The organism is Enterobacter cloacae complex sp. P18RS (assembly GCF_014982105.1).
Lineage (GTDB): Bacteria > Pseudomonadota > Gammaproteobacteria > Enterobacterales > Enterobacteriaceae > Enterobacter > Enterobacter hormaechei_C.
Map to the genome: position 1 here is coordinate 1 of NZ_JADCKV010000003.1, position 19,506 is coordinate 19,506.

A 19,506-nucleotide genomic window follows, 5' to 3' on the forward strand; every position below is an offset into this window, starting at 1 on the left:
AATAGCATTTTGATGGGAAATGTCCTTGAAATCATCTACTAATAGATCTTCAAATCTAACATATATATTTTTGAATAAATCACGTCTTTGCTGCAACACTAACTCATCTGAAAACATTATGAACATTCGATTGAAAGTCATTATGTTATTTTTATGGATAGTCTCTTCAAATAATGGCCAGAATAAAGCCAAAGCCTTGGCGAAATAATACTCAATACCCTTTTCTCGAAAAAGCGTAATATTAGATATTGTCGTAACAACTTCTTTGCCAAGACTTTCAATAAAAGAGCCTTGGTCATATAAAAGTTCAAGTATATTTGTTGAGTTTAACTCACCATGCAACTTGATTGAAAAATTGCTAGGGGATTCGCCAGTTTTAAATGTTCTCAGAAAGTTATTTACTGAGTTTAGTTTGTCATTGCTATTTATAAATATAGAAATTCTATTATTGTATCCAGCAACTATTTTGTTTTTTATAGATATTGCAGTACTTAAAAGTACTTTTTTCTTGGGATCGGTTTCATGAGGATCAAAAGAGTCATTTCCATCAAATAATTTCTTACTCCCAATATTACCTGATAAAAAAACCGGCATTTTATTATGTTCAACATACCCATTAGCATAAAAAATATTTCCATTAACATGAAAGCACTTTACGGGACCAGCACAATTCCCTCTATAGGCCATTTCCCATCTTTAGACCATAGATCATTAATTTTTTTTGTTAGAGCAAGGTCTCTCTCTGCTGCATAATTAATTAACCAACTTCTTTGCTCTTTTTCATCGGATGAAGAGGATGATGTTATTGAAAAATCAACAAGCTTATCAATACAAATTTTGAATTCCTTGTTATTATTATATAACTCGGTGTAAACGCTTTTCAAAATGTCTATTTGCTCATTATTTTTTTTGCCTAACGATATTTCCAGGGCAGACTCATTCTCATTTTTATGTTCGCCTAAAAAATCTAAAACACTTATTCCTGGCATTGAGTTTAATGAAAACCTATATATAAGAGAGTGGAATGTGCTGACGAGTGAATTAACAGATTCTTTATCATACCCTTCATCCCAAAAAGTAAATACTTTATTTAACTTTTCACTTAACTCCTCACATGATTTTTTTGTAAATGATATTACTGTAATTTTATTTAATGGAATCTTTAAATAAAAATGCATAAACACTACGCGAAGAATTAGTGTTGTTGATTTACCTGAGCCAGCACCAGCAACAACGCAAGTCGCTGGATGATCTGAAAAAATCATTTCCCACTGAGAGGGGGAAGGTGAACTTATAATTCCAGCTTTAGTTGCAACTCTTACTTTTTCAATCATGAGTTGCTCTAATTCTCTCGTAACGCCAATATTTTCTGGTCCATAAATCGAGTTGTCAATAGCGGACATCGAGAACGTATCGATTTCGCGACGAATGTGATATTTTAACACACCATCATCATGACCTTTACGATAACCCTTATCTTTCCCCTGAGAATATCCTTTCTTGTACGAACGCTGAATTATTATTTTTATTTTTTTATAAAAGAACTTTACGAATATTCTGTCAGTTAATTTCATGTATATCCTTTATCTTAGTAAATATGTTTGAATATTTAGATAGAATAATATTTGTTGTGTGCAGTGTAAACGATTTTAAGTGTAAGAGGGCTTCAATGTTAGGCTATAATCATGGCAGGTAGAATTATTATATGTGAAAATGAAGCTCCTATCTTTATGGCAGGGGGCACTAACCCATTGCGATTTTACTAAGATCGTTTCAAAAAGTGCATACTTGATGAAAATTGACCTTGATACTTGGTTTGAACCTGGTGGATTATAGTAAACAGGTGCGCGTGATGGTATCAATGATGGTATCATACCCATTGTGGTAATTTTTAATGTCTTAAGATCATGAGGATAGTAGTGATGTGCGAGTCCGGCCTTCGCACTCATCCTCTAAACACCTCCCTCCGATGCCACTCCACAAACCTCTCATCTGGATAATTCCCTTTCACCACCGGCAGCGCAATTTGCTTCCCAGCAAAATCCCAGAACAACCGTCCAACGACCCCATTCCCATTCACCGCCTCGGACACCATCACCCGCATACTCTCATCCAGCCCAATCGATCCCTTATCAAACGCCTTATGATGAATTGCACACAGCGCCAGTCCGTTCGGGATCTCACAAGGTCCACCAAACTGCTTCCATTTGATATGCGCGGCTTCAAGTCCAACAGAGGCGTTATCGTGTCGCATGTTGAATCCACAAATAGCGCACTCGTAGTTATACGCACGCAGAACCTGCTGACGGAACAGCGGATCGCGAACCTTACGGATCTGTTGAATATCAAAACCCATCTCATCCGCGATCTCTTCCTGAATGCTTTCAGGAAAGTGCGCTTCAAGAATCTGCTGCGCCAGCGAGCCGATCAGATTTTTGTTCTTATTCAGCAGCGCAAAGTGTTCTTCATCAAACCCGCCTGCGACGTTATGTTCCACAAGTTCTTTAACAGGCGGTTGCTTACTGCCAGTGGTCGAACAGAACTCAGTATTCTTCAGATCCCAAAAACCGTCCCCTTTGAGCCGCCAGAAGGGCATATTTGGGTAATGCGCCTTCCTCTGTGGGCCAAAGCGTTCTAGCAGGCTAAGCAACTGTTCGTGGACCTCTGTACCGTAATCAAACAGTCGCGCATACCCTGCTGATAGTTCGCCAGCACGTACAGAAGCAATAAAGGCTTATGCGGCGCACGCTGTTCGCCTTTGCGCCAGATAGTGATGTCGGCAATTGCCTGTTCGAGAGTTTTGCTGGAAGCCATCGCGTTACGGAAGAAGGTAAATAATTGCGATGATGCTCGCAAAACCCAGACCAATCAACCCACAATCAACAAAAACATGACCTTACCGCACACAGCCCTATTTCCTGAATCCCCCTCGCAAATTCCAAATTTCCCCCACACCAAACCGCTGTATTTATATTCAGCCCTGTATAATAAGCACCAGAAATTACGCCGAACGGCGAAGGAAGTATCAAAGAATATTTAACGAGGAATTCGCGATATGAAGGTGCTGCAACACCCCCATACCGCTAACCACAACCAACTTGATAGGAGTTGTATATGGCTGCGACGAATTTTAAGCCAGAGTTTACTGTTTGCAAAACAGAATCAGACTCTTTCACCGGCATGATTGAAAACCGCGAGCTGGTACGCAAAAACAGCGCCCGCCGACTTCACGGCAACCAGCTCAACGCGGCGCCCGTCCATCCCCGCGCCGAAACGCCGCAGGACAGTGCAGCCTGCTGCGAACTCTATTCCCGCATAGATATGAAATACCTTCTTCTGGGCGGCGAGTGGTTAACCCGTGCGGGCTTTATCGACGGCATGCCGGTGAAAATCCGCGCCATGAAAGACTGCATTGTGATTACGCCACAACATACAAGAGAATTATGGGGATGCCTGGAAGGGATGAGCGTGGTGAATATAAATAAGCAGAAAGTCGCGCAGTGGCTGAAGACGTTTCCGGGAGCGCTAAATGATACCGGGGATATGCCCGTTGTGAAGCGGGGAATCGGGCAAGCGATGCCTGAGTAGTTCTGGCTTCCTGCCTTATATTCCTGGAGCAATAAAACGATACGGGCATGTCATCCCATGCCCGTTTTAAGTAAAAATCACTCGTGCTTTACCTGTTCTTTCACAGCCTTAACCAGCACAGCGTGAAGTTCGCCAACGGTTAAATCGCGTATCACAGGTTCGGGTATGCCACGCACCCAGCGCATAAACCTACAGATGCCAAAAAAATCTATACCCTCACCCGTAAACAGATACTCGTTCTCAGCAAGAGAGAACATTTTCATATAGCCATCTTCTTCCGTGGCAAGCTGAACGCCAAAAGCTTCTTCGCAGTCTTCCAGTAGGTCTTCGCCATCCATACCGCAAATATGCAAATCGGCCTCAATCCGGGTGTTGCTATCAATAGGTTTACGATGTATCCCAGATGACTCACGTACGACCTCAATAACTTGTGCGAGAGTAGGTTCCATTTACAAAATATTCCGTATTCGTTAGTTTCAATTGGCTTTCCGGAACTTAACAGTCACCCGCTATTCGATAAGGTGCGAAGTAGAGTACTGGTCCAGAAAGCATGATTATCTTTGCTATGGTTTGAAACCGGATTTACCATTTTCCCTACGCCACTCCTTTACTTCCTGAACTACACCTTCGGGGCTGTCTTCTCTATCTTCTCGTGGATAGTAAATAAGATCGGAACCATCAGGGTGCTCAGTCAATCGTTTGAATTCGAGGATATTTTTTATATCTTCAGCTTCAGTGGTGGCAGTGACATCAAACAATTTTCTTACGAAATTAAGGAACTCGTATTCTGTATAATCACTTATCGTTTTCAATTTATGCCCCTCGATGAATTTCAATATGACGTTTAGGGGTCACTATCCCCATATTATCAATGTTGTATACATCACCACCCTCAACTATAGGTTTTATGTGGTGAATCTCATATTTCACTTTACCGCCTACCTGCTCATTTTCTCGTGGTGACGGTGCTTTCCCTACCTTGATATTACCAATATTCCCTCGGTTGAATTGCTCAAGCAGTCCCGGATCCCTCGACACCTCCAGCCAAAACGCCTTACGAAACTGGTTAAAGTCCGTAAATGTCTGCCCACGTAACCGATCCGCTATCTGGCTCGGAATGGGAGACCCATTACCCGCATTCGCATCAAATAACCAAATGCCGCTAATTTTCTGCCCCTTGCCTGTGACTTGTCCGGGATTGTGGCGGATATAGACATAAATCGGCGGCACCCCGCCCACCGGCAGAATCAGAATATAATCCGCAAACGTCTTCTCTTCCGGTGTCGGGCTAGTCGTCACACCAATCGCCGTATCCTCCGGCAGCGGATCAACCACAACCGGGTTCGGTATCCGTACCGGGTTCTGATTGCCCGTATCCCACGGCTTATTCTCTCCGGTGCGGTCCGGTGTCCAGATAATGGTGATACCGGGGTCTTCTTCGGTGGTAAAGGTGTAAGCCTGGCGTCGGCTATCCCACTCCATCCTGCGAACGCGCACGCTGTCTTTGCCCGGCGGCGTATGCCAGCCGCGCGGTGTCGGGTTACCGCTGGCGTCGTTCTCCCAGGTGAAGCGAACGCGGGTAGGGGCTTCCCGCATCTGCTCGGCGCGCATCCTGTCGATAAAATCCTGCTCGCCGTCGTTCAGCTTGCCGGGATACATCCCTATCAGCAGCCCTGCGACAGGTGCACCAAGGCCTCCCGTGGCTATCTCGCCAAGTGTAGCGCCGCGCACGGCCCATGTGCCGGAAATGACAGTACGCCCGCTAACCAGTGCGAGTTCGCTGGCATCGGCTATCGCGTTCCGCGCGGTCCAAGCCTTTTCATCGGCTGCAACGGCAGCCTGATAGTCCATCTCCTCGTGATGCCCATTCCACCAGAGATAAAGCGCGCTGCGTTGCTTTGGTTTTGGGAGCGCCTTACGCTTTGCCGCCTGGGCGTGCTGCGGGGTGTCGGTGGGCATGGCCTGGTAAAATGCCATTTCAGCGAAGTTGGTGTGCGGCTCACTTCCGGTGCCTGCATCGTTACAGCCTTCACCGCGCAGGCAGGATTTCGCAAAGACCCGGTTGCGATCGCGTTCTTCTGCTTGTCGCTGCGCTTCGGCCTCTTGCTCTTTTCGGCGTGCTGCGAGCATGGCCTGATGCTTTTCCTGTGCGATCTGTTCAGGAGAGGGACCGGAGCCGAGCCACTCTCCCGATGTGGCGATCACGCGGTTGGTTCCGTGCGGGCAGCCACAAATGACGACAGAACCATCGACGGCTGAGGTTTGTCCCATCCAGTTAACGCGAGGTTCGCCGTCTGCAACAACGCCCTGTTTGCCGCATTTAGGGCATGCCGTAGTTTTATCGCCAACGCGGATAACGCCGCGCCCGTGCTCGGTGCAGTTGGGCAGGGTGCTACAGCATATTGCGCCGGTGGTCGTTCTATCGCCGTGCAGCGCCTGACCGCGGCCGTAGTTCGTGGATCGGTAGCCCATGGCCTATTCTCCGGGCCAGGTTAAGAAATCCTCTTGAGGTGGAATACCTTCGCGGGTGACCAGATAAGTACTGCCGAGCGGTGTGCTGATAATCTCGTCATCGTTATCAAGCAGGCTACCTACCAGGGCAACGCCGTGTCCTTTCCACGTAAATGCGGTTCCTGATGAGGTCATAATCGTGGCGAGCGTTCCATCCGGATAGGCCACACAGTCTCCTTCGACAATCGGGCTGGTGTAACTCCCATCGTCCATGAGCATTGTGGCTTCACGATCGACGGGAAGTACCATGCCGCCCATTCGGGTCTGGCTGCCAGCCGTGGCAATCTGCCAGATGGCGGTGACGGGATGTTGTCGATGAAAGGCTTCCTGTTCGGCAATAATGGCGCGCGCGTCCTCAGGCATGGCGGCCAGTTCTTCATCGGAAAAAGGCGAACGATCTATTTCCGCTTTCAACTCAGCGGTAAATTCATTGGTATAAAGCTGCATGACAATTCCTTGTAGGGGCAGAAGAGTAAATGCAGCAATGCTAGGTTTTAGACTGTATGGCGAATATACATAAAGTGGTTAATAAGTCGGGATAAAATCCGAAATAAATATCCATATTGATATTGGTCATCTTTTAAAGAAGGGATAGTAATGGTTCCTGTTAATTATAAATGTAATATTCGCTGAATTGCCGATAAATAATATTATGCAGCGCATGTAATATTTGAATACATACGCTGCATGACGTTATTTTAAAACACCGGCACCCCCAGCCCCACCTTCACCTCCCTCAACGTCGCCTGCGTCACCCCCTGCGCCCGTTCCGTTCCGCGCTTCAGCATCGCCATCAATTCCCCCTTGTCCTGCATATACATCGCCCTCCGCTCCCGCATCGGCGCAATCAGTTCCTGCAAACACGCCTCCAGCTCGTTCTTACATACCCGGTCACCCAGCCCGCCTGCCTGATAGTGCGCCTTCATCGCCGCCACTTTCTCCTTGTCCGGATGAAACGCGTCGAGGTACGTAAACACCACATTCCCCTCAATCTGCCCCGGGTCGCTCACCTTCAGGTGGTTCGGGTCGGTGTACATGGCGCTGACCGCACGGTGAATCGTCTCTTCGCTGGCCGAAAGGTGCAGCGTGTTGCCCAGCGATTTTGACATCTTGGCGCCGCCGTCGATGCCGGGCAGGCGGCTGGTGTCGCTCAGCATCGCCTTGCAGTGGCGCAGCACCGGGGCGGGCAGCAGGCTATTCATCTTGTGCACAATCTCGTTGGTCTGCTCAATCATCGGCAGCTGGTCGTCGCCGACGGGCACGCACTCGGCCTTGAACGCGGTGATGTCCGCCGCCTGGCTGATGGGGTAGGCCATAAACCCGACCGGCAGCGAGCGGGCGAAGCCTTTCTGCACAATCTCGTTTTTCACCGTCGGGTTACGCTCCACGCGGGCGACGGTGACGATGTTCATATACAGCATCGTCAGCTCGGCAAGGGCGGGCAGGGCGGATTGCAGGCAGATTGTGGTCAGGTTCGGGTCGATGCCCGCGGCGAGGTAGTCGGCCAGCACTTCGGGGATGTTGTCGCGAATTTTTTGCGGGTTGCTGCCGTTGTCGGTCAGCCCCTGAAGGTCAGCAATCAGCACAAACTGGTTGTGGGTGTGCTGGAGCGCCACGCGCTGGCGCAGCGATCCGACGAAATGACCGAGGTGCAGCGGGCCGGTTGGGCGATCGCCGGTGAGGATGGTGGGTGCGTTCATAAAGACTCCTTAATGTGCAGTAGCCGAAAGGGGTCTTAGAAATGTGAAAGCCGCCTTTCGGCGGCTATCTGAAAATGAGGAAAACTACTCCGTGCCGCCTTTAAGAAGGCAGCCACCAGCGGTTTACGGTGAGCACGGCGTGGTTTATGTTCATAGAACTACAGTATCATAATTATTGAACAATTCAATTGCATCCTGCTCTACTTTAAAATGGTTACGATAAGGTTTGCCAAACCCAAGCCTACAGCCACGATTATAACTAACCTTAACTGCTCTATCTTTTTACGCTGTGATATGGCTTCTACTTGCAATATTTTTATATAGTTTAATGCTGTATCAACATTTCCATTTTGAGTATTTGGTGTGACGTCGACCGTCTTAATATTCTCTGCATGGTTGGCGAGTACACCTCCTCCGGCTCCGGCACAAACAAAAAAAGCCATTTGAGTAAATATAGCAAGGTTCTCGTTGAAATCAGGCGTCATTAAGTCTTTATAGTTTTTTTGGAATAGTTCGGGAATTCCTAATCCCATGAATATCCCAAAGAAAATGAGCGAAACCCCTTTTTCAACGCGCGAAAGACGCTTGCTTTCCAGAAGTGATATAAATGCTAAAAAAAGCCCACCCAACAAAAAAAGCCATGCGGTTTCAAGGCTGGTATACCGCGTTATACTACAACCGATAATTATTAAGAAAAAAGAAATTATGAATGTCTGAAGATTACTTAAACGGTATTTTATGATTTTTTTCATTTGGTTATATGTCCGAGGTATATGATAGCGAGTATCATATAACAAGATCCTCTGCATCTACTGCTGTCAATTATGGGGGGGGCTAAATATGGAGTTCACTTAATGCAAATTACTCCGAAATGCTTTTGAAAAGGCTCTGTAGAGGTAAGATCAATTAACTAAATTTCAGTCATGCGGGGCACGTCATGCTGCAATCACTCAACCACCTGACCCTCGCGGTCAGCGACCTGCAAAAAAGCGTCACCTTCTGGCACGAGCTGCTGGGGCTTGCGCTGCACGCCCGCTGGAATACCGGGGCCTATCTCACCTGCGGCGACCTGTGGGTCTGTCTGTCGTACGACGAGGCGCGCCGGTACGTGCCGCCGCAGGAGAGCGACTATACCCACTACGCGTTTACCGTGGCGGAAGCGGATTTTGAACCGTTCTCGCAAAGGCTTGAGCAGGCGGGCGTCACCGTCTGGAAGCAGAACAAAAGCGAGGGGGCATCGTTTTACTTTCTCGACCCGGACGGGCACAAGCTGGAGCTGCACGTGGGTAGCCTCGCCGCGCGGCTGGCGGCGTGTCGCGAGAAGCCCTATACGGGCATGGTGTTTACCTCAGACAAGGCTTGAGGCGCGCACCTTCAGCCTGCCCGCCAGCATCACGTGCGTGGCGGCATCTTCCTGATTGCACAGGTACTCCACCGCCAGCCGTCCCAGCTCGCTGTAAGGCAACTGGATGCTGGTCAGCGGCGGGGTGAGCTGCTCGGAAATCTTCTGGTCGTCGTAGCCCGCCAGCAGCATGTCCTGCGGGATGCGCACGCCGTTCACCGCCAGCGCCTGATAGCAGCCAATCGCCAGCCAGTCGCTGGCGCAGAAGATAGCGTCCGGGCGCTCGGCCAGTTCCAGCAGAGACGTGGTGGCGGTAAAGGACTCGCTGAACTGCCAGTTGGTCTGGCGCACCAGGCCGTCGTCGCACGCCAGTCCGGCCTGCTGTAATGCCGCCTGGTAGCCCGCCAGACGCTGGCGCGAGGCCTCCATCCAGCTCTCGCCGGTGATGTGGGCGATGCGCGTGGCGCCGCAGGCGATGAGGTGTCTGGTAACCTGGAAAGCGTTGGCGTAGTCGTCCGGAATAAACGACGGCAGCAGCGGCGAGCCGGGGTCGCGCTGGTTGAGCAGCACCAGCGGGATGCGGGTGCAGTCCTGGAATGCCGTCATATCGACGACGTTCGTGACCGGAGAGGCAAGGATAATCCCGATGCAGTTGCGCTTGTCCAGCTGGCGGATGATGTTCAGGGCCAGCTCCACGTCGTCGCCGTAGTCGAAGACGGTGAGCAGGGTCTCGTTGCGCCACGCCGCTTCCCGCGCCTGGCTGATGGCGTCGATAAACGGGTCGAAGCTCTGCATGGAGCTGACCAGCAGGGCGATCTCCTCCTGGTTGCGCGGAGCGTGAACGGCGGGGAGGCGGTCATAGCCGAGTTCGGTGGCGACGTTGATCACCCGCTGACGGGTGTCGTCGCTGAGCTTGATGTTGCGGGACTGGTTAAGCACCAGCGATACCGTCGCCTGCGACACCCCTGCCGCCCGCGCAATATCGTTCATCGTCACTTTTGTTTTTCGCTTCATCCGTCCTCTCCCTTTCGCGATTTCGCATCATACCCTAACCGCGCGCTTCCGCGCCGTCGATCACGTTTCTCATCCATCGAAGCGTGAACTTTGTGAGAGGCGTCGCTTTTCTGAGCGCCACGATTTGCGCATTTATTCTGCAACTAATATTTATTAGCTAAATATTATCAGTAAGAGGATGCGTAATGAAAGAGCAATGGAGCAGGGAGCAGGCACAGGCGTGGTATCAGCAGAAAGGCTGGCTGTGCGGGTTTAACTATCTGCCGTCGACGGCGGTGAACTGGACCGATATCTGGCAGGAAGAGACCTTCGATGCCGACACCATCGACCGCGAGCTGGGCTGGGCGGCGGACGCGGGCTATAACACCCTGCGCATCAACCTGCCGTTCATCGTCTGGGAGCACGACCGCGACGGGCTGATGGCGCGCATCGACCGCTTTTTGACGATTGCCGACGGTCATGGGTTCAGCACCATGCTGACCCTGATGGACGACTGCGGGTTCTCCGGCGACGAGCCGTACCTCGGCCCGCAAAAGCCGCCCGTACCGGGCAAGCACAACAGCCAGGCGGCAGCGAGCCCGGGACGCGATAAGGTGTGCGATCGCGACTGCTGGCCACAGATTGAGCGCTATATCCGCGACGTTGTGCGCCAGTTCCGCGAGGATAAGCGCGTATTGCTCTGGGATCTGTATAACGAGCCGGGCAACCGCGGCATTTTCGCGACCGGCACGGAGGAGGTGTTGTACGACGAGAAGCTGGAAACCTGCGCGCACGAGTTGATGAAGCAGGCGTTCCGCTGGGTGCGTGAGGAAGACCCGACCCAGCCGCTCACCATCTGCGCGTGGCGTCTGCCGGCGGAAGAAGAGGGCGAGACGTTTTACCAGCACCCGCTGGACCAGACCGCGCTGGCGCTGTCGGATGTGGTGAGCTACCACGCCTATACCAATACCGGGCGCATGACGGCGATTATCCAGCAGCTTCAGGCGCTGGGCCGCCCAATCTTCTGCACCGAATGGCTGGCGCGTCACGTGGGCGGCACCATCGAAGAGCAGCTCCCGCTGATGTACATGGCGAAGGTCGCGCCGTATCAGTGGGGGCTGGTGCGCGGTAAAACCCAGACCTGGCTGCCGTGGCCGGTAGTGATGAAGGAGTCCACGGACTACTGCCGCCTGTGGTTCCACGACGTGTTCGAGGAGAACGGCATCCCGTTCTCACGCGCTGAAATCGCGCTGATGAAGAAGCTGCGCAAAATCGCCCCGAATCCGCAGGGCTAATAATAATGACCCGGCGCGCTGTCGCCGGGCAACCAGGTACGCACTATGGCAATGACAATGAAAATACCGTCTCGCGAGTTGTGGTCTTACTTTGGCTATGGTTTAGGTCAGTGTTTTAGCTTTGGTTTAGTGGGTTCGTTTATTAACTATTTTTACACCGACGTGCTGGGGATCTCGGCGCTGGCGGCAAGCACCATCTTCCTGATTGCCCGCGCGTGGGACGCGGTTCACGATCCGCTGTTTGCCAGCATTATGGACACCATTAACAGCCGGTTCGGCAAGTTTCGCCACTTTTTACTGATCGCCCCGCTGCTGATCACCGGGGTCACCCTGCTGGCGTTCTATAAAATCGAAGCGGACATGACCACCAAAATCCTCTACGCCGGGGTGACGTATATCCTGTGGGGGACGCTGTACGCCATCTCCGATATCCCGTTCTGGTCGATGTCATCGGTGATGACCAACGACTCCGGCCAGCGCACCCGCGCGGTGACGGCGGCGATGCTTGGAGTGAACGCCGGGATCGCCTGCGCCAACATCTTCTTCCCGAAGCTGGCGGCGTTCTTTGCCCAGTACAGCAACGATAAAGGCTACTTTATGGCGGCGCTGGTGATGATGCTGGTGGGCCTGCCGCTGATGCTCAACGGCTTTATGCAGATCAAAGAGCGCGTGCCGCCGAGCCCGGAAAAGGTGACGATGCGCGACACCTTCCACAACCTGCGCCAGAACAAGCCGCTGTTTATCGTCCTGCTGTCGTTTTTTTTCTGCGTGTTCCATAACGTGGCGGGCGGTCTCTATATCTACTTCTTTATCAACAATATGGGCGACGGCAGCCTGCAAATGGCAATTGGCGTGATGGGGATAGTGGCGGCGGTGCTGTGCCTGGTCGCCCCGCTGCTGACGCGCCGGATGCAGAAGCGGAAGCTGTTTATGATCCTCTGCGGGCTGGACGTGGCGGTGCGCGTGGTGATGTGGTTCACGGGCTATCAGCACACGGCGTTGCTGTTTATCCTGCTCGGCCTGAGCACGCTGTTCGTGATGATGACCAACATCCTCACCTCGTCGATGATTGCCGACACCATCGAGTATGCGGAGTATCACACCCACAAGCGCTGCGCGGCGATCACCTTCTCCGGGCAGACCTTTACCGGCAAGATGTCGGTGGCGGTGGGCGGCGGGCTCATCGGCGTGTTTCTGACGATGATCGACTATGTGCCGCAGGCGCAGTCACAGAGCGACAGCGTGCTGGCGGGGCTGTTCTTCGGCATTTGTTTGTTACCGGCGATAGGCTCGCTGATCCGAATGGGCTTTATGTCGCGCTTTAACTTTACCGAGGAGAAGCATGCGGAGATTTGTCGGCTGCTGGCGGAGCGGAATGCGTCTGCGAAAGCGCCGGGTGGCGGCTGCGCCTTACCCGGCCTACAGGACCAGCCCTTGTAGGCCTGATAAGCGAAGCGCCATCAGGCTTCGCGTAATGACTTACAGCGACTTCACAAACGCCAGCAGATCTTCGTTGAGCTGGTCCTGGTGGGTCAGCGCGAAGCCGTGCGGCGCGTTGTCGTACACTTTCAGCGTGGCGTTTTTGATCATCTCTGCCGCCAGCTTGCCGGTCGTTTCAAACGGCACGATCTGGTCGTTGCTGCCGTGGATCACCAGCGTCGGCACGTCGATTTTCGCCATATCCGGGCGGAAGTCGGTTTCGGCGAAGGCGGTTACGCAGTCGATGGTGCCCTTCAGGGACGCCAGCAGGGCGATGTTCAGCGTCTGCGTCAGGGCACCGGCAGAAACGGTCTGCCCGGCGTTGGTGCCGTAGAATGGGGTGGCGAAATCGCTGATGAACTGAGCGCGATCTTTACGCAGTCCGTCGCGAATCCCGCTGAACACGCTCTGATCGACCCCTTCCGGGTAGCTTTCGGATTTGCCGAAAATGGGCGTTACCGCGCCCAGCAGGGCAAGACCGGTCACGCGTTCGCTGCCGTAGTTGTTGATGTAGCGCGTCACGTCGCCGCCGCCCATGGAGAAGCCCACCAGCGTCACGTCGCGCAGATCCAGCGTGGTGATCAGGTCGTTAATGTCGGACGCAAAGGTATCGTAGTCATAGCCGTTCCACGGCTGATCCGAACGCCCAAACCCGCGACGGTCAAAGGCGATGGTGCGGTAGCCGCGCTCGGCCAGGAAGTTCAGCTGGCTGTCCCACATGTCCCCGTCCAGCGGCCAGCCGTGGCTGAAAAGAACCGGTTTGCCCGCGCCGCAGTCTTTGTAATAAATCTGCGTACCATCTTTTGCCTTAAACGTTGCCATAGTGTGTTCCTCTACAGGTGATTGTTATGTTCAGACCGGCGCGACCAGATAACGAATTGCCGGTGATGTTGTGCCCTGATGAAAAGCCAGAACGCGGCTCTGCAACAGGAGGTCATTCATGGTGTGGCGCTCCTGCTGGCGCAGATGCTCGATCCAGGAACCCATCAGGAAGGTTTCGATAAACAGACCCGGACGTTCAATATCTTCGTACACCGCCCAGCTCATCGCCCCGGCGCGGCGGCGCACCCGGCGTAGCTCGTGCACGGCCTGCAAAAACGCTTTCGCGTTCTGCGGGTCGATGATGTACTCATGCGAGACCAGCACCGGGCCACGCTCGTTCGGGAGTTCAATCTCCACCCCGTCCAGCGGCTGCCCGCTCAGGTCGAGATTTAAATCCGGATCTTTCTCCAGCTTCCAGCGGAACACCGTCATGCTCGCCAGCACCATCCCCAGCGTGGCGACAACCAGCGAAGCCGGAGTGCCGAACTGCGAGGCGATCTGGCCCCAGACGGCGCTGCCTGCGGTCATCGAACCGAAAAAGACCGTCAGATACACCGCCAGCGCCCGGGCTTTTACCCAGCGTGCGGCGCTGCGCTGCGCGCCAAGGTTGAGGGTGGAGAGCACCGCAATCCACGCGAAGCCGGTAAAGAACTCAAACAAGTTTAGCAGCCAAAAGTGACGTACAAATGCCAGCGCCAGCATGGTGATCGCAAATGTCAGGCTGGCGGCCACCATCAGCAGATCGGCGTTCAGCCGCTGGCGCAGACGCGGCAGCAGGATGGCCCCGGCAATGGCGCCAAGGCCGATACACGCCAGCATCACGCCGTAGCCCGCCGGGCCTAAGCCCAGCTCGCGGCGCGCCACCAGCGGCAGCAATGCCCAGCCCGCGCTGCCGAAAACAAAAAAGGCCACGGTGCGCACCAGCACGTTGCGCAGCACCGGCGCGGCGTGCACGTAGCGAATCCCGGAGCGCACCGCAGAGAAGAAGTGCTCCGGTGGCAAACGCTGCACGGACGGTGCCGGACGCCAGCGCCACAGCACCCACGCCACGCCCATCACGGACAGCGCGTTCAGGGCAAACACCATCCACGGCCCGGCAAGCGACAGTAGAAAACCGCCCAGCGCAGGGCCAATTGCCCGGCTGATATTGACCCCGAGCGAGTTAAGCGCCACGGCGGAACCCAGCTCGGGCTTGCTCACCAGGTCAGGCACAATCGCCTGAAACGGCGGCGAACTCATGGCCGCACCCACGCTCAGCAGAAACGTCGCCGCCAGCAGAACGGTGGGGGTGACGTGTCCGGTAAAAGAGAGCAGCGTCAGCCCGGCGGCGGCAATGAACACCCACAGCTGGGAGAAGAGCAGGTATTTACGTCGATCAACGATGTCCGCCATCACCCCGGACGGCAGGGCGAAAAGGAACATCGGCAGGCTGCTCGCCGCCTGCACCAGCGCGATATCTAAAGGATCGGCGCTGAGCGTCAGCATGCTCCAGTTGATACCGACGTCGCTCATCCATGAGCCGACGTTAGAGACCACCGTGGCGATCCACAGCATGCGGAACACCGGTTGGCTCAGCGGCTGCCAGGGTGAAACCGCGGGCGTCGTCTCGACGTGTGCGTCGCGAACGTCGTTTACCTGGGTCATGCGAACCTCTCCGTTGTTTTACGCTGCATTCGCCACTGGCCCGGCCCGGTAAGGGCGAGGGTGGTGAAGATAATCAGCAGCAGCCAGCCAAACTGCCCCTCGGCAATCGACCAGTTCGGGTGGACCGCCAGCATCGCCACCAGCAGCACGGCGATAATCGGCAGGCACGCCAGGCGGGTGTAAACCCCCGCAATGATAAACAGCGGGCAGATCACCTCGGCGACGATCGCCGGGATCAGACTGGCATACGGCCCAAAACCAAACGGATCTTCGATACGCGTCAGCTCTTCGCTGAAATGCAGCACCTTCGGCAGGCCGTGCACGTAAAGCAGCAGCAGACTGCCGGTCAGGCGCAGAAAGAACAGCCCCGGATCGATCCGGGGCGAAGCGTCATTTTGTTTCATCAGAATGCAAAGCAGCTGCAACCCAGCGCCCCCCAGAAAGCGTTATCGTCGGATACCGGCATCTCTGACGTGCGGGCAAAGTCATGCTGGTGGTTGTGAACCCCGCACGGGCCGCTACAGTGGTGAGCCACACTCATACCCACGCGTGCGGCCTGCGGCGGCGCGCTGCGGTAGTGGCCCGGCACCTTCACCACCGGGGACCACTCGGGCAGGACCGGAATGGCGGGCGGCGCGAGTGGGCCAAAAGCGCCTGCGGCATAGACGATATCGCCGTTCACCACGGTGAGGACGGACTCGATGCCCTTGATCTCCTCCTCCGGCACGCGGAAGTAATCTTTGCTGAGCACCGCCAGATCCGCGAGCTGGCCCGCTTTGATCTGCCCCTTCTGATTCTGCTCGCTGGAGAACCACGCGCTGCCCTGGGTCCAGAGCATCAGGGCGGTATCGCGATCCAGACGGGCGCTGTGATCGTACATCTGCATCCCGCCAACGGTGCGCCCGGAGACCAGCCAGTAGAGCGCGGTCCATGGGTTATAGCTCGCCACGCGGGTGGCGTCCGTTCCCAGGCCCACCGGCACGCCGGTCTCGAGCATTTTCGCCACCGGCGGCGTGTGGCGGGTGGCTTCGATGCCGTAGCGCTCGGCAAAGTACTCGCCCTGGAAGGCCATGCGGTGCTGGACGGCAATGCCGCCGCCGAGTGCTTTGATGCGGTCAATGTTGGCCTGCGACACGGTTTCGGCGTGGTCGAAGAACCAGTGCAGCCCGTTGAACGGAATGTCACGGTTCACCTTCTCGAACACGTCCAGCATGCGGCTGATGGATTCGTTGTAAGTGGCGTGCAGGCGGAACGGCCAGCGGTGCTCCACCAGATGGCGCACTACGCGCTCCAGCTCGTCCTCCATGCCCGGTGCGAGATCCGGGCGCGGCTCGAGGAAGTCTTCAAAATCGGCGGCGGAGAAGACCAGCATCTCGCCTGCGCCGTTGTGGCGGAAGAAATCGCTGCCCTGGCCCGGCGTAAGCATATCGGTCCATTTTTCAAAGTCTTCCAGCTCGTGGCCCGGACGCTGGGTAAACAGGTTGTAGGCGATGCGGATGGTCATCTGCTTTTTCTCGTGCAGCTCGGCAATCACCTCGTAATCTTCCGGGTAGTTCTGGAAGCCGCCGCCCGCGTCGATGGCGCTGGTCAGCCCCAGACGGTTCAGCTCGCGCATGAACTGGCGCGTGGAGTTGACCTGCTGCTCCAGCGGCAGCTTCGGCCCCTTCGCCAGCGTGGCGTACAAAATCATGGCGTTCGGACGGGCGATCAGCATCCCGGTCGGGTTGCCGTTGGCGTCGCGCTGGATCTCCCCGCCCGGCGGGTTCGGCGTGTCTTTGGTGTAGCCAACCACCTTCAGCGCGGCGCGGTTGAGCAGGGCGCGGTCGTAGAGGTGCAGGATAAAGACCGGGGTATCCGGCGCGGCGTCGTTAATTTCATCCAGGGTTGGCATGCGGCGTTCGGCAAACTGGAACTCGCTCCAGCCGCCCACCACGCGCACCCACTGGGGCGATGGCGTGCGCAGGGCCTGCTCTTTTAGCATCCGCAGGGCGTCGGCCAGGGACGGCACGCCTTCCCAGCGCAGCTCGAGGTTGTAGTTCAGGCCGCCGCGGATCAGGTGCAGGTGCGAGTCGTTCAGGCCGGGGATGGCGGTGTGGCCTTTTAAGTCGACCACCTTAGTGCCGTCGCAGTGGTGTTGCATCACCTCGGCGACGGTACCCACTTCCAGAAATTTTCCGTCGCGCACGGCAACGGCTTCCGCGACAGGATTCTCGCGATCGACGGTGTGAAACTGGCCGTTAACCAGAATGAGATCGGCTTTACCGAGGGTAACCATAATAGCTCCAGACTAAGAGGGGAATGGTCAGGATTATGGGAACCGGTTTCGGCAAAGATCCAGTTATACAATAGGATAGGTATACCAAAGTATAACTATACCTAAGGTTAACTATACGAAGAGATAATTACACCACAGCGCTGTGGGTCATAGGATGAACGCGATTTTATCGGCGTGCTGTTCGCGGCGATTTTAACCTTTAACCTCACTGGATAATCTTATGACCACTTCTAAGCTCGAAGTCTTAACCCCTGCCAACTGTCAGATCATCTTCATCGATCACCAGCCACAGATGGCGTTCGGCGTGCAGTCTATTGACCGCCAGGTGCTGAAAAACAACACCGTGGCGCTGGCGAAAGCGGCTAAGGTGTTCAGCATCCCAACCATCATCACCACCGTTGAGACCGAAAGCTTCTCCGGCAATACCTATCCGGAGCTGCTGGACGTGTTCCCGGGCCTGGACATTCTGGAGCGTACCTCCATGAACTCCTGGGACGACCAGAAGGTGCGCGACGTGCTGAAGACCAACGGCAAGAAGAAGGTGGTTGTCGCTGGCCTGTGGACCGAAGTGTGCAATAACAGCTTTGCCCTGTGCGCGATGCTGGAAGGCGACTACGAAATTTATATGGTGGCAGACGCCTCCGGCGGCACCTCCAAAGAAGCCCACGACTTCGCGATGCAGCGCATGATCCAGGCGGGCGTGATCCCGGTGACCTGGCAGCAGGTGATGCTGGAGTGGCAGCGTGACTGGGCGCGCAAAGAGACCTACACCGCGGTGATGGATATCGTGCGCGAGCACTCCGGTGCCTACGGAATGGGTGTGGATTACGCCTACACCATGGTGCACAAAGCGCCGTCTCGTCAGAAGAGCGAGCACCGCACCTTAGCGCCGGTTCCGGCACGCTAAGTCCCGCTGGCGGGCTGGTCCCTCATCCGGCTCGCCGCTGCCTTTTTCTCTGGAGTTCACAATGAGTACAGGGTTGATATCCCTCGCGGCAGGCGTGTTGATTGGCCTGATGTATGCCGTGCTGAAGGTGCGTTCCCCCGCGCCGCCCGCGCTGGCGCTGATTGGCCTGCTGGGGATGCTGGCGGGGGAACAGGCGATGCGTCATCTTTTATCCCGCGATAATCCCGCGGGCGTGCAGGTGACGGTTCCCCACGTTCAGCACCTGACCGGAGCGTCATCATGAAGGCCTGGATTATTTCGCTGGTGTGCGGGGTCGCGGCTGGGGTACTTTACGCCCTGCTCGACGTGCATTCCCCGGCGCCGCCGGTCGTCGCGCTGCTTGGCCTGTTCGGCATGCTGGTGGGTGAACAGCTAATCCCCATCGGACGGCGTCTGGTGAGCCGCGAACCGTTGACCCTGGCCTGGTTTCGTCATGAATGCGTACCGAAGATCAGCGGTACCGCGCCCCCAGCGCCCGCGAAGGAAAGCCGCGACGCGTAACGATTTGTTTGAGGAAAGACAGCATGACGCTGCCGTGGCGCATTGCCATCATTGATGACGAACGCTCTGTTCGCAGCGGGCTCAGTAACCTGCTGCAATCGGAAGGGTATGCTACCGATACCTTCGATTCGGCAGAGGTGTTTTTGAGCCACCCTCTCGCCCTGTCCGGCGCGTCGCTGGTGATCACCGACATCAAGCTACGCGGCATGAACGGCATCGAGCTGTTTGAGAAGCTGCGGTTGCTGGCCACGCCGCCACCGCCAATACTGTTTATCTCCGGTCATGCTGATGAAAATATGCAGCGGTATGCACTCAGTCTGGGCGCCGCTGCATTTTTGCGTAAGCCGATTAACATCGATATTCTGCTGGATCATATTCAGCGGGAGCTGGCCCGCCGACAATAAGGATCG

At 54.9% G+C, this 19,506-nt stretch carries 21 protein-coding genes and 1 pseudogene; 8 read left to right on the forward strand and 14 right to left on the reverse strand.

What is annotated here, in order from left to right; all coding sequences use genetic code 11:
- The 3 genes and pseudogenes from INF61_RS01505 to INF61_RS01515 form a co-directional block, all read right to left on the reverse strand.
- On the reverse strand, positions 1 to 687 hold a 687-nt coding region (locus INF61_RS01505; protein ID WP_193547468.1), incomplete at its 3' end, for a hypothetical protein.
- Positions 654 to 1,574, reverse strand: coding sequence for a UvrD-helicase domain-containing protein (locus INF61_RS01510; RefSeq protein ID WP_193547469.1), 921 nt, complete (start codon positions 1,572 to 1,574; stop codon positions 654 to 656). The genes INF61_RS01510 and INF61_RS01505, both read right to left, overlap by 34 nt.
- 371 nt (positions 1,575 to 1,945) lie before the next feature.
- Positions 1,946 to 2,814, reverse strand: a pseudogene (locus tag INF61_RS01515) (phosphorothioated DNA-binding restriction endonuclease).
- Between the two features lie 300 nt (positions 2,815 to 3,114).
- Between INF61_RS01515 and INF61_RS01520 the strand changes: the two are divergent.
- Entirely contained in the window at positions 3,115 to 3,588 is a 474-nt protein-coding gene (locus INF61_RS01520; RefSeq protein ID WP_193547470.1) for a SymE family type I addiction module toxin, read from the forward strand.
- Between the two features lie 77 nt (positions 3,589 to 3,665).
- Here the strand turns inward: INF61_RS01520 and INF61_RS01525 are convergent, their stop codons facing one another.
- The 6 genes from INF61_RS01525 to INF61_RS01550 all read right to left on the reverse strand — a co-directional run bounded on the left by INF61_RS01525 (position 3,666) and on the right by INF61_RS01550 (position 8,551).
- Positions 3,666 to 4,037, reverse strand: coding sequence for a DUF1493 family protein (locus tag INF61_RS01525; RefSeq protein WP_047727884.1), 372 nt, complete (start codon positions 4,035 to 4,037; stop codon positions 3,666 to 3,668).
- Positions 4,038 to 4,151: 114 nt separating this feature from the next.
- Positions 4,152 to 4,400, reverse strand: coding sequence for a bacteriocin immunity protein (locus tag INF61_RS01530; RefSeq protein WP_077266469.1), 249 nt, complete (start codon positions 4,398 to 4,400; stop codon positions 4,152 to 4,154).
- A 1-nt stretch (position 4,401) separates the two neighbouring features.
- Entirely contained in the window at positions 4,402 to 6,060 is a 1,659-nt protein-coding gene (locus INF61_RS01535; RefSeq protein WP_193547471.1) for an S-type pyocin domain-containing protein, read from the reverse strand.
- Positions 6,061 to 6,063: 3 nt separating this feature from the next.
- Positions 6,064 to 6,546, reverse strand: a complete 483-nt coding sequence (locus tag INF61_RS01540; RefSeq protein ID WP_193547472.1) for a hypothetical protein — start codon at positions 6,544 to 6,546, stop codon at positions 6,064 to 6,066.
- A gap of 251 nt (positions 6,547 to 6,797) precedes the next feature.
- Positions 6,798 to 7,799 (reverse strand): tryptophan--tRNA ligase, encoded by a 1,002-nt coding sequence (gene trpS, locus INF61_RS01545; RefSeq protein ID WP_193547473.1) that lies wholly within the window; start codon positions 7,797 to 7,799, stop codon positions 6,798 to 6,800.
- Between the two features lie 200 nt (positions 7,800 to 7,999).
- The gene (locus INF61_RS01550) at positions 8,000 to 8,551 is read right to left on the reverse strand and encodes a hypothetical protein (RefSeq protein ID WP_126498722.1); all 552 of its coding nucleotides are present in this window, start codon (positions 8,549 to 8,551) and stop codon (positions 8,000 to 8,002) included.
- A 185-nt stretch (positions 8,552 to 8,736) separates the two neighbouring features.
- Here INF61_RS01550 and fosA point away from each other — a divergent pair, with 185 nt between their 5' ends.
- Positions 8,737 to 9,162 (forward strand): FosA/FosA2 family fosfomycin resistance glutathione transferase, encoded by a 426-nt coding sequence (gene fosA / locus INF61_RS01555; protein WP_047717274.1) that lies wholly within the window; start codon positions 8,737 to 8,739, stop codon positions 9,160 to 9,162.
- Here fosA and INF61_RS01560 read toward each other — a convergent pair.
- Positions 9,148 to 10,155, reverse strand: a complete 1,008-nt coding sequence (locus INF61_RS01560; RefSeq protein ID WP_193547474.1) for a LacI family DNA-binding transcriptional regulator — start codon at positions 10,153 to 10,155, stop codon at positions 9,148 to 9,150. The genes fosA and INF61_RS01560 overlap by 15 nt on opposite strands.
- A 185-nt stretch (positions 10,156 to 10,340) precedes the next feature.
- Between INF61_RS01560 and INF61_RS01565 the strand changes: the two genes are divergently transcribed.
- Entirely contained in the window at positions 10,341 to 11,429 is a 1,089-nt protein-coding gene (locus INF61_RS01565) for a cellulase family glycosylhydrolase (RefSeq protein ID WP_023295856.1), read from the forward strand.
- Positions 11,430 to 11,474: 45 nt separating this feature from the next.
- A complete protein-coding gene (locus INF61_RS01570; RefSeq protein WP_048247858.1) occupies positions 11,475 to 12,869 on the forward strand; it encodes an MFS transporter in 1,395 nt (464 codons plus the stop codon).
- Between the two features lie 39 nt (positions 12,870 to 12,908).
- Here INF61_RS01570 and INF61_RS01575 read toward each other — a convergent pair whose 3' ends face one another.
- Genes INF61_RS01575 through INF61_RS01590 form a run of 4 tightly spaced genes read right to left on the reverse strand, consistent with a single transcriptional unit; the run spans position 12,909 to position 17,649 of the window.
- Positions 12,909 to 13,730, reverse strand: a complete 822-nt coding sequence (locus INF61_RS01575; protein ID WP_193547475.1) for an alpha/beta fold hydrolase — start codon at positions 13,728 to 13,730, stop codon at positions 12,909 to 12,911.
- A gap of 30 nt (positions 13,731 to 13,760) precedes the next feature.
- Positions 13,761 to 15,374, reverse strand: a complete 1,614-nt coding sequence (locus INF61_RS01580; RefSeq protein WP_193547476.1) for an MFS transporter — start codon at positions 15,372 to 15,374, stop codon at positions 13,761 to 13,763.
- A complete protein-coding gene (locus INF61_RS01585) occupies positions 15,371 to 15,778 on the reverse strand; it encodes a DoxX family protein (RefSeq protein ID WP_047364777.1) in 408 nt (135 codons plus the stop codon). The genes INF61_RS01580 and INF61_RS01585 overlap by 4 nt, the downstream gene beginning before the upstream one ends.
- Positions 15,778 to 17,649, reverse strand: coding sequence for an amidohydrolase (locus INF61_RS01590; protein ID WP_017383876.1), 1,872 nt, complete (start codon positions 17,647 to 17,649; stop codon positions 15,778 to 15,780). Before INF61_RS01590 ends, INF61_RS01585 begins: the two co-directional genes overlap by 1 nt.
- 220 nt (positions 17,650 to 17,869) lie before the next feature.
- On the opposite strand from INF61_RS01590, the gene INF61_RS01595 reads away from it, so the two are divergent.
- The 4 genes from INF61_RS01595 (at position 17,870) to INF61_RS01610 (ending at position 19,500) form a co-directional block, all read left to right on the forward strand.
- Entirely contained in the window at positions 17,870 to 18,556 is a 687-nt protein-coding gene (locus INF61_RS01595; protein ID WP_048247853.1) for a hydrolase, read from the forward strand.
- Positions 18,557 to 18,617: 61 nt separating this feature from the next.
- Positions 18,618 to 18,839, forward strand: coding sequence for a DUF1427 family protein (locus INF61_RS01600; RefSeq protein WP_022646923.1), 222 nt, complete (start codon positions 18,618 to 18,620; stop codon positions 18,837 to 18,839).
- Entirely contained in the window at positions 18,836 to 19,096 is a 261-nt protein-coding gene (locus INF61_RS01605; protein WP_003863056.1) for a XapX domain-containing protein, read from the forward strand. Before INF61_RS01600 ends, INF61_RS01605 begins: the two co-directional genes overlap by 4 nt.
- Before the next feature lie 23 nt (positions 19,097 to 19,119).
- The gene (locus INF61_RS01610; protein WP_017383874.1) at positions 19,120 to 19,500 is read left to right on the forward strand and encodes a response regulator transcription factor; all 381 of its coding nucleotides are present in this window, start codon (positions 19,120 to 19,122) and stop codon (positions 19,498 to 19,500) included.
- Positions 19,501 to 19,506: the final 6 nt, after the last annotated feature.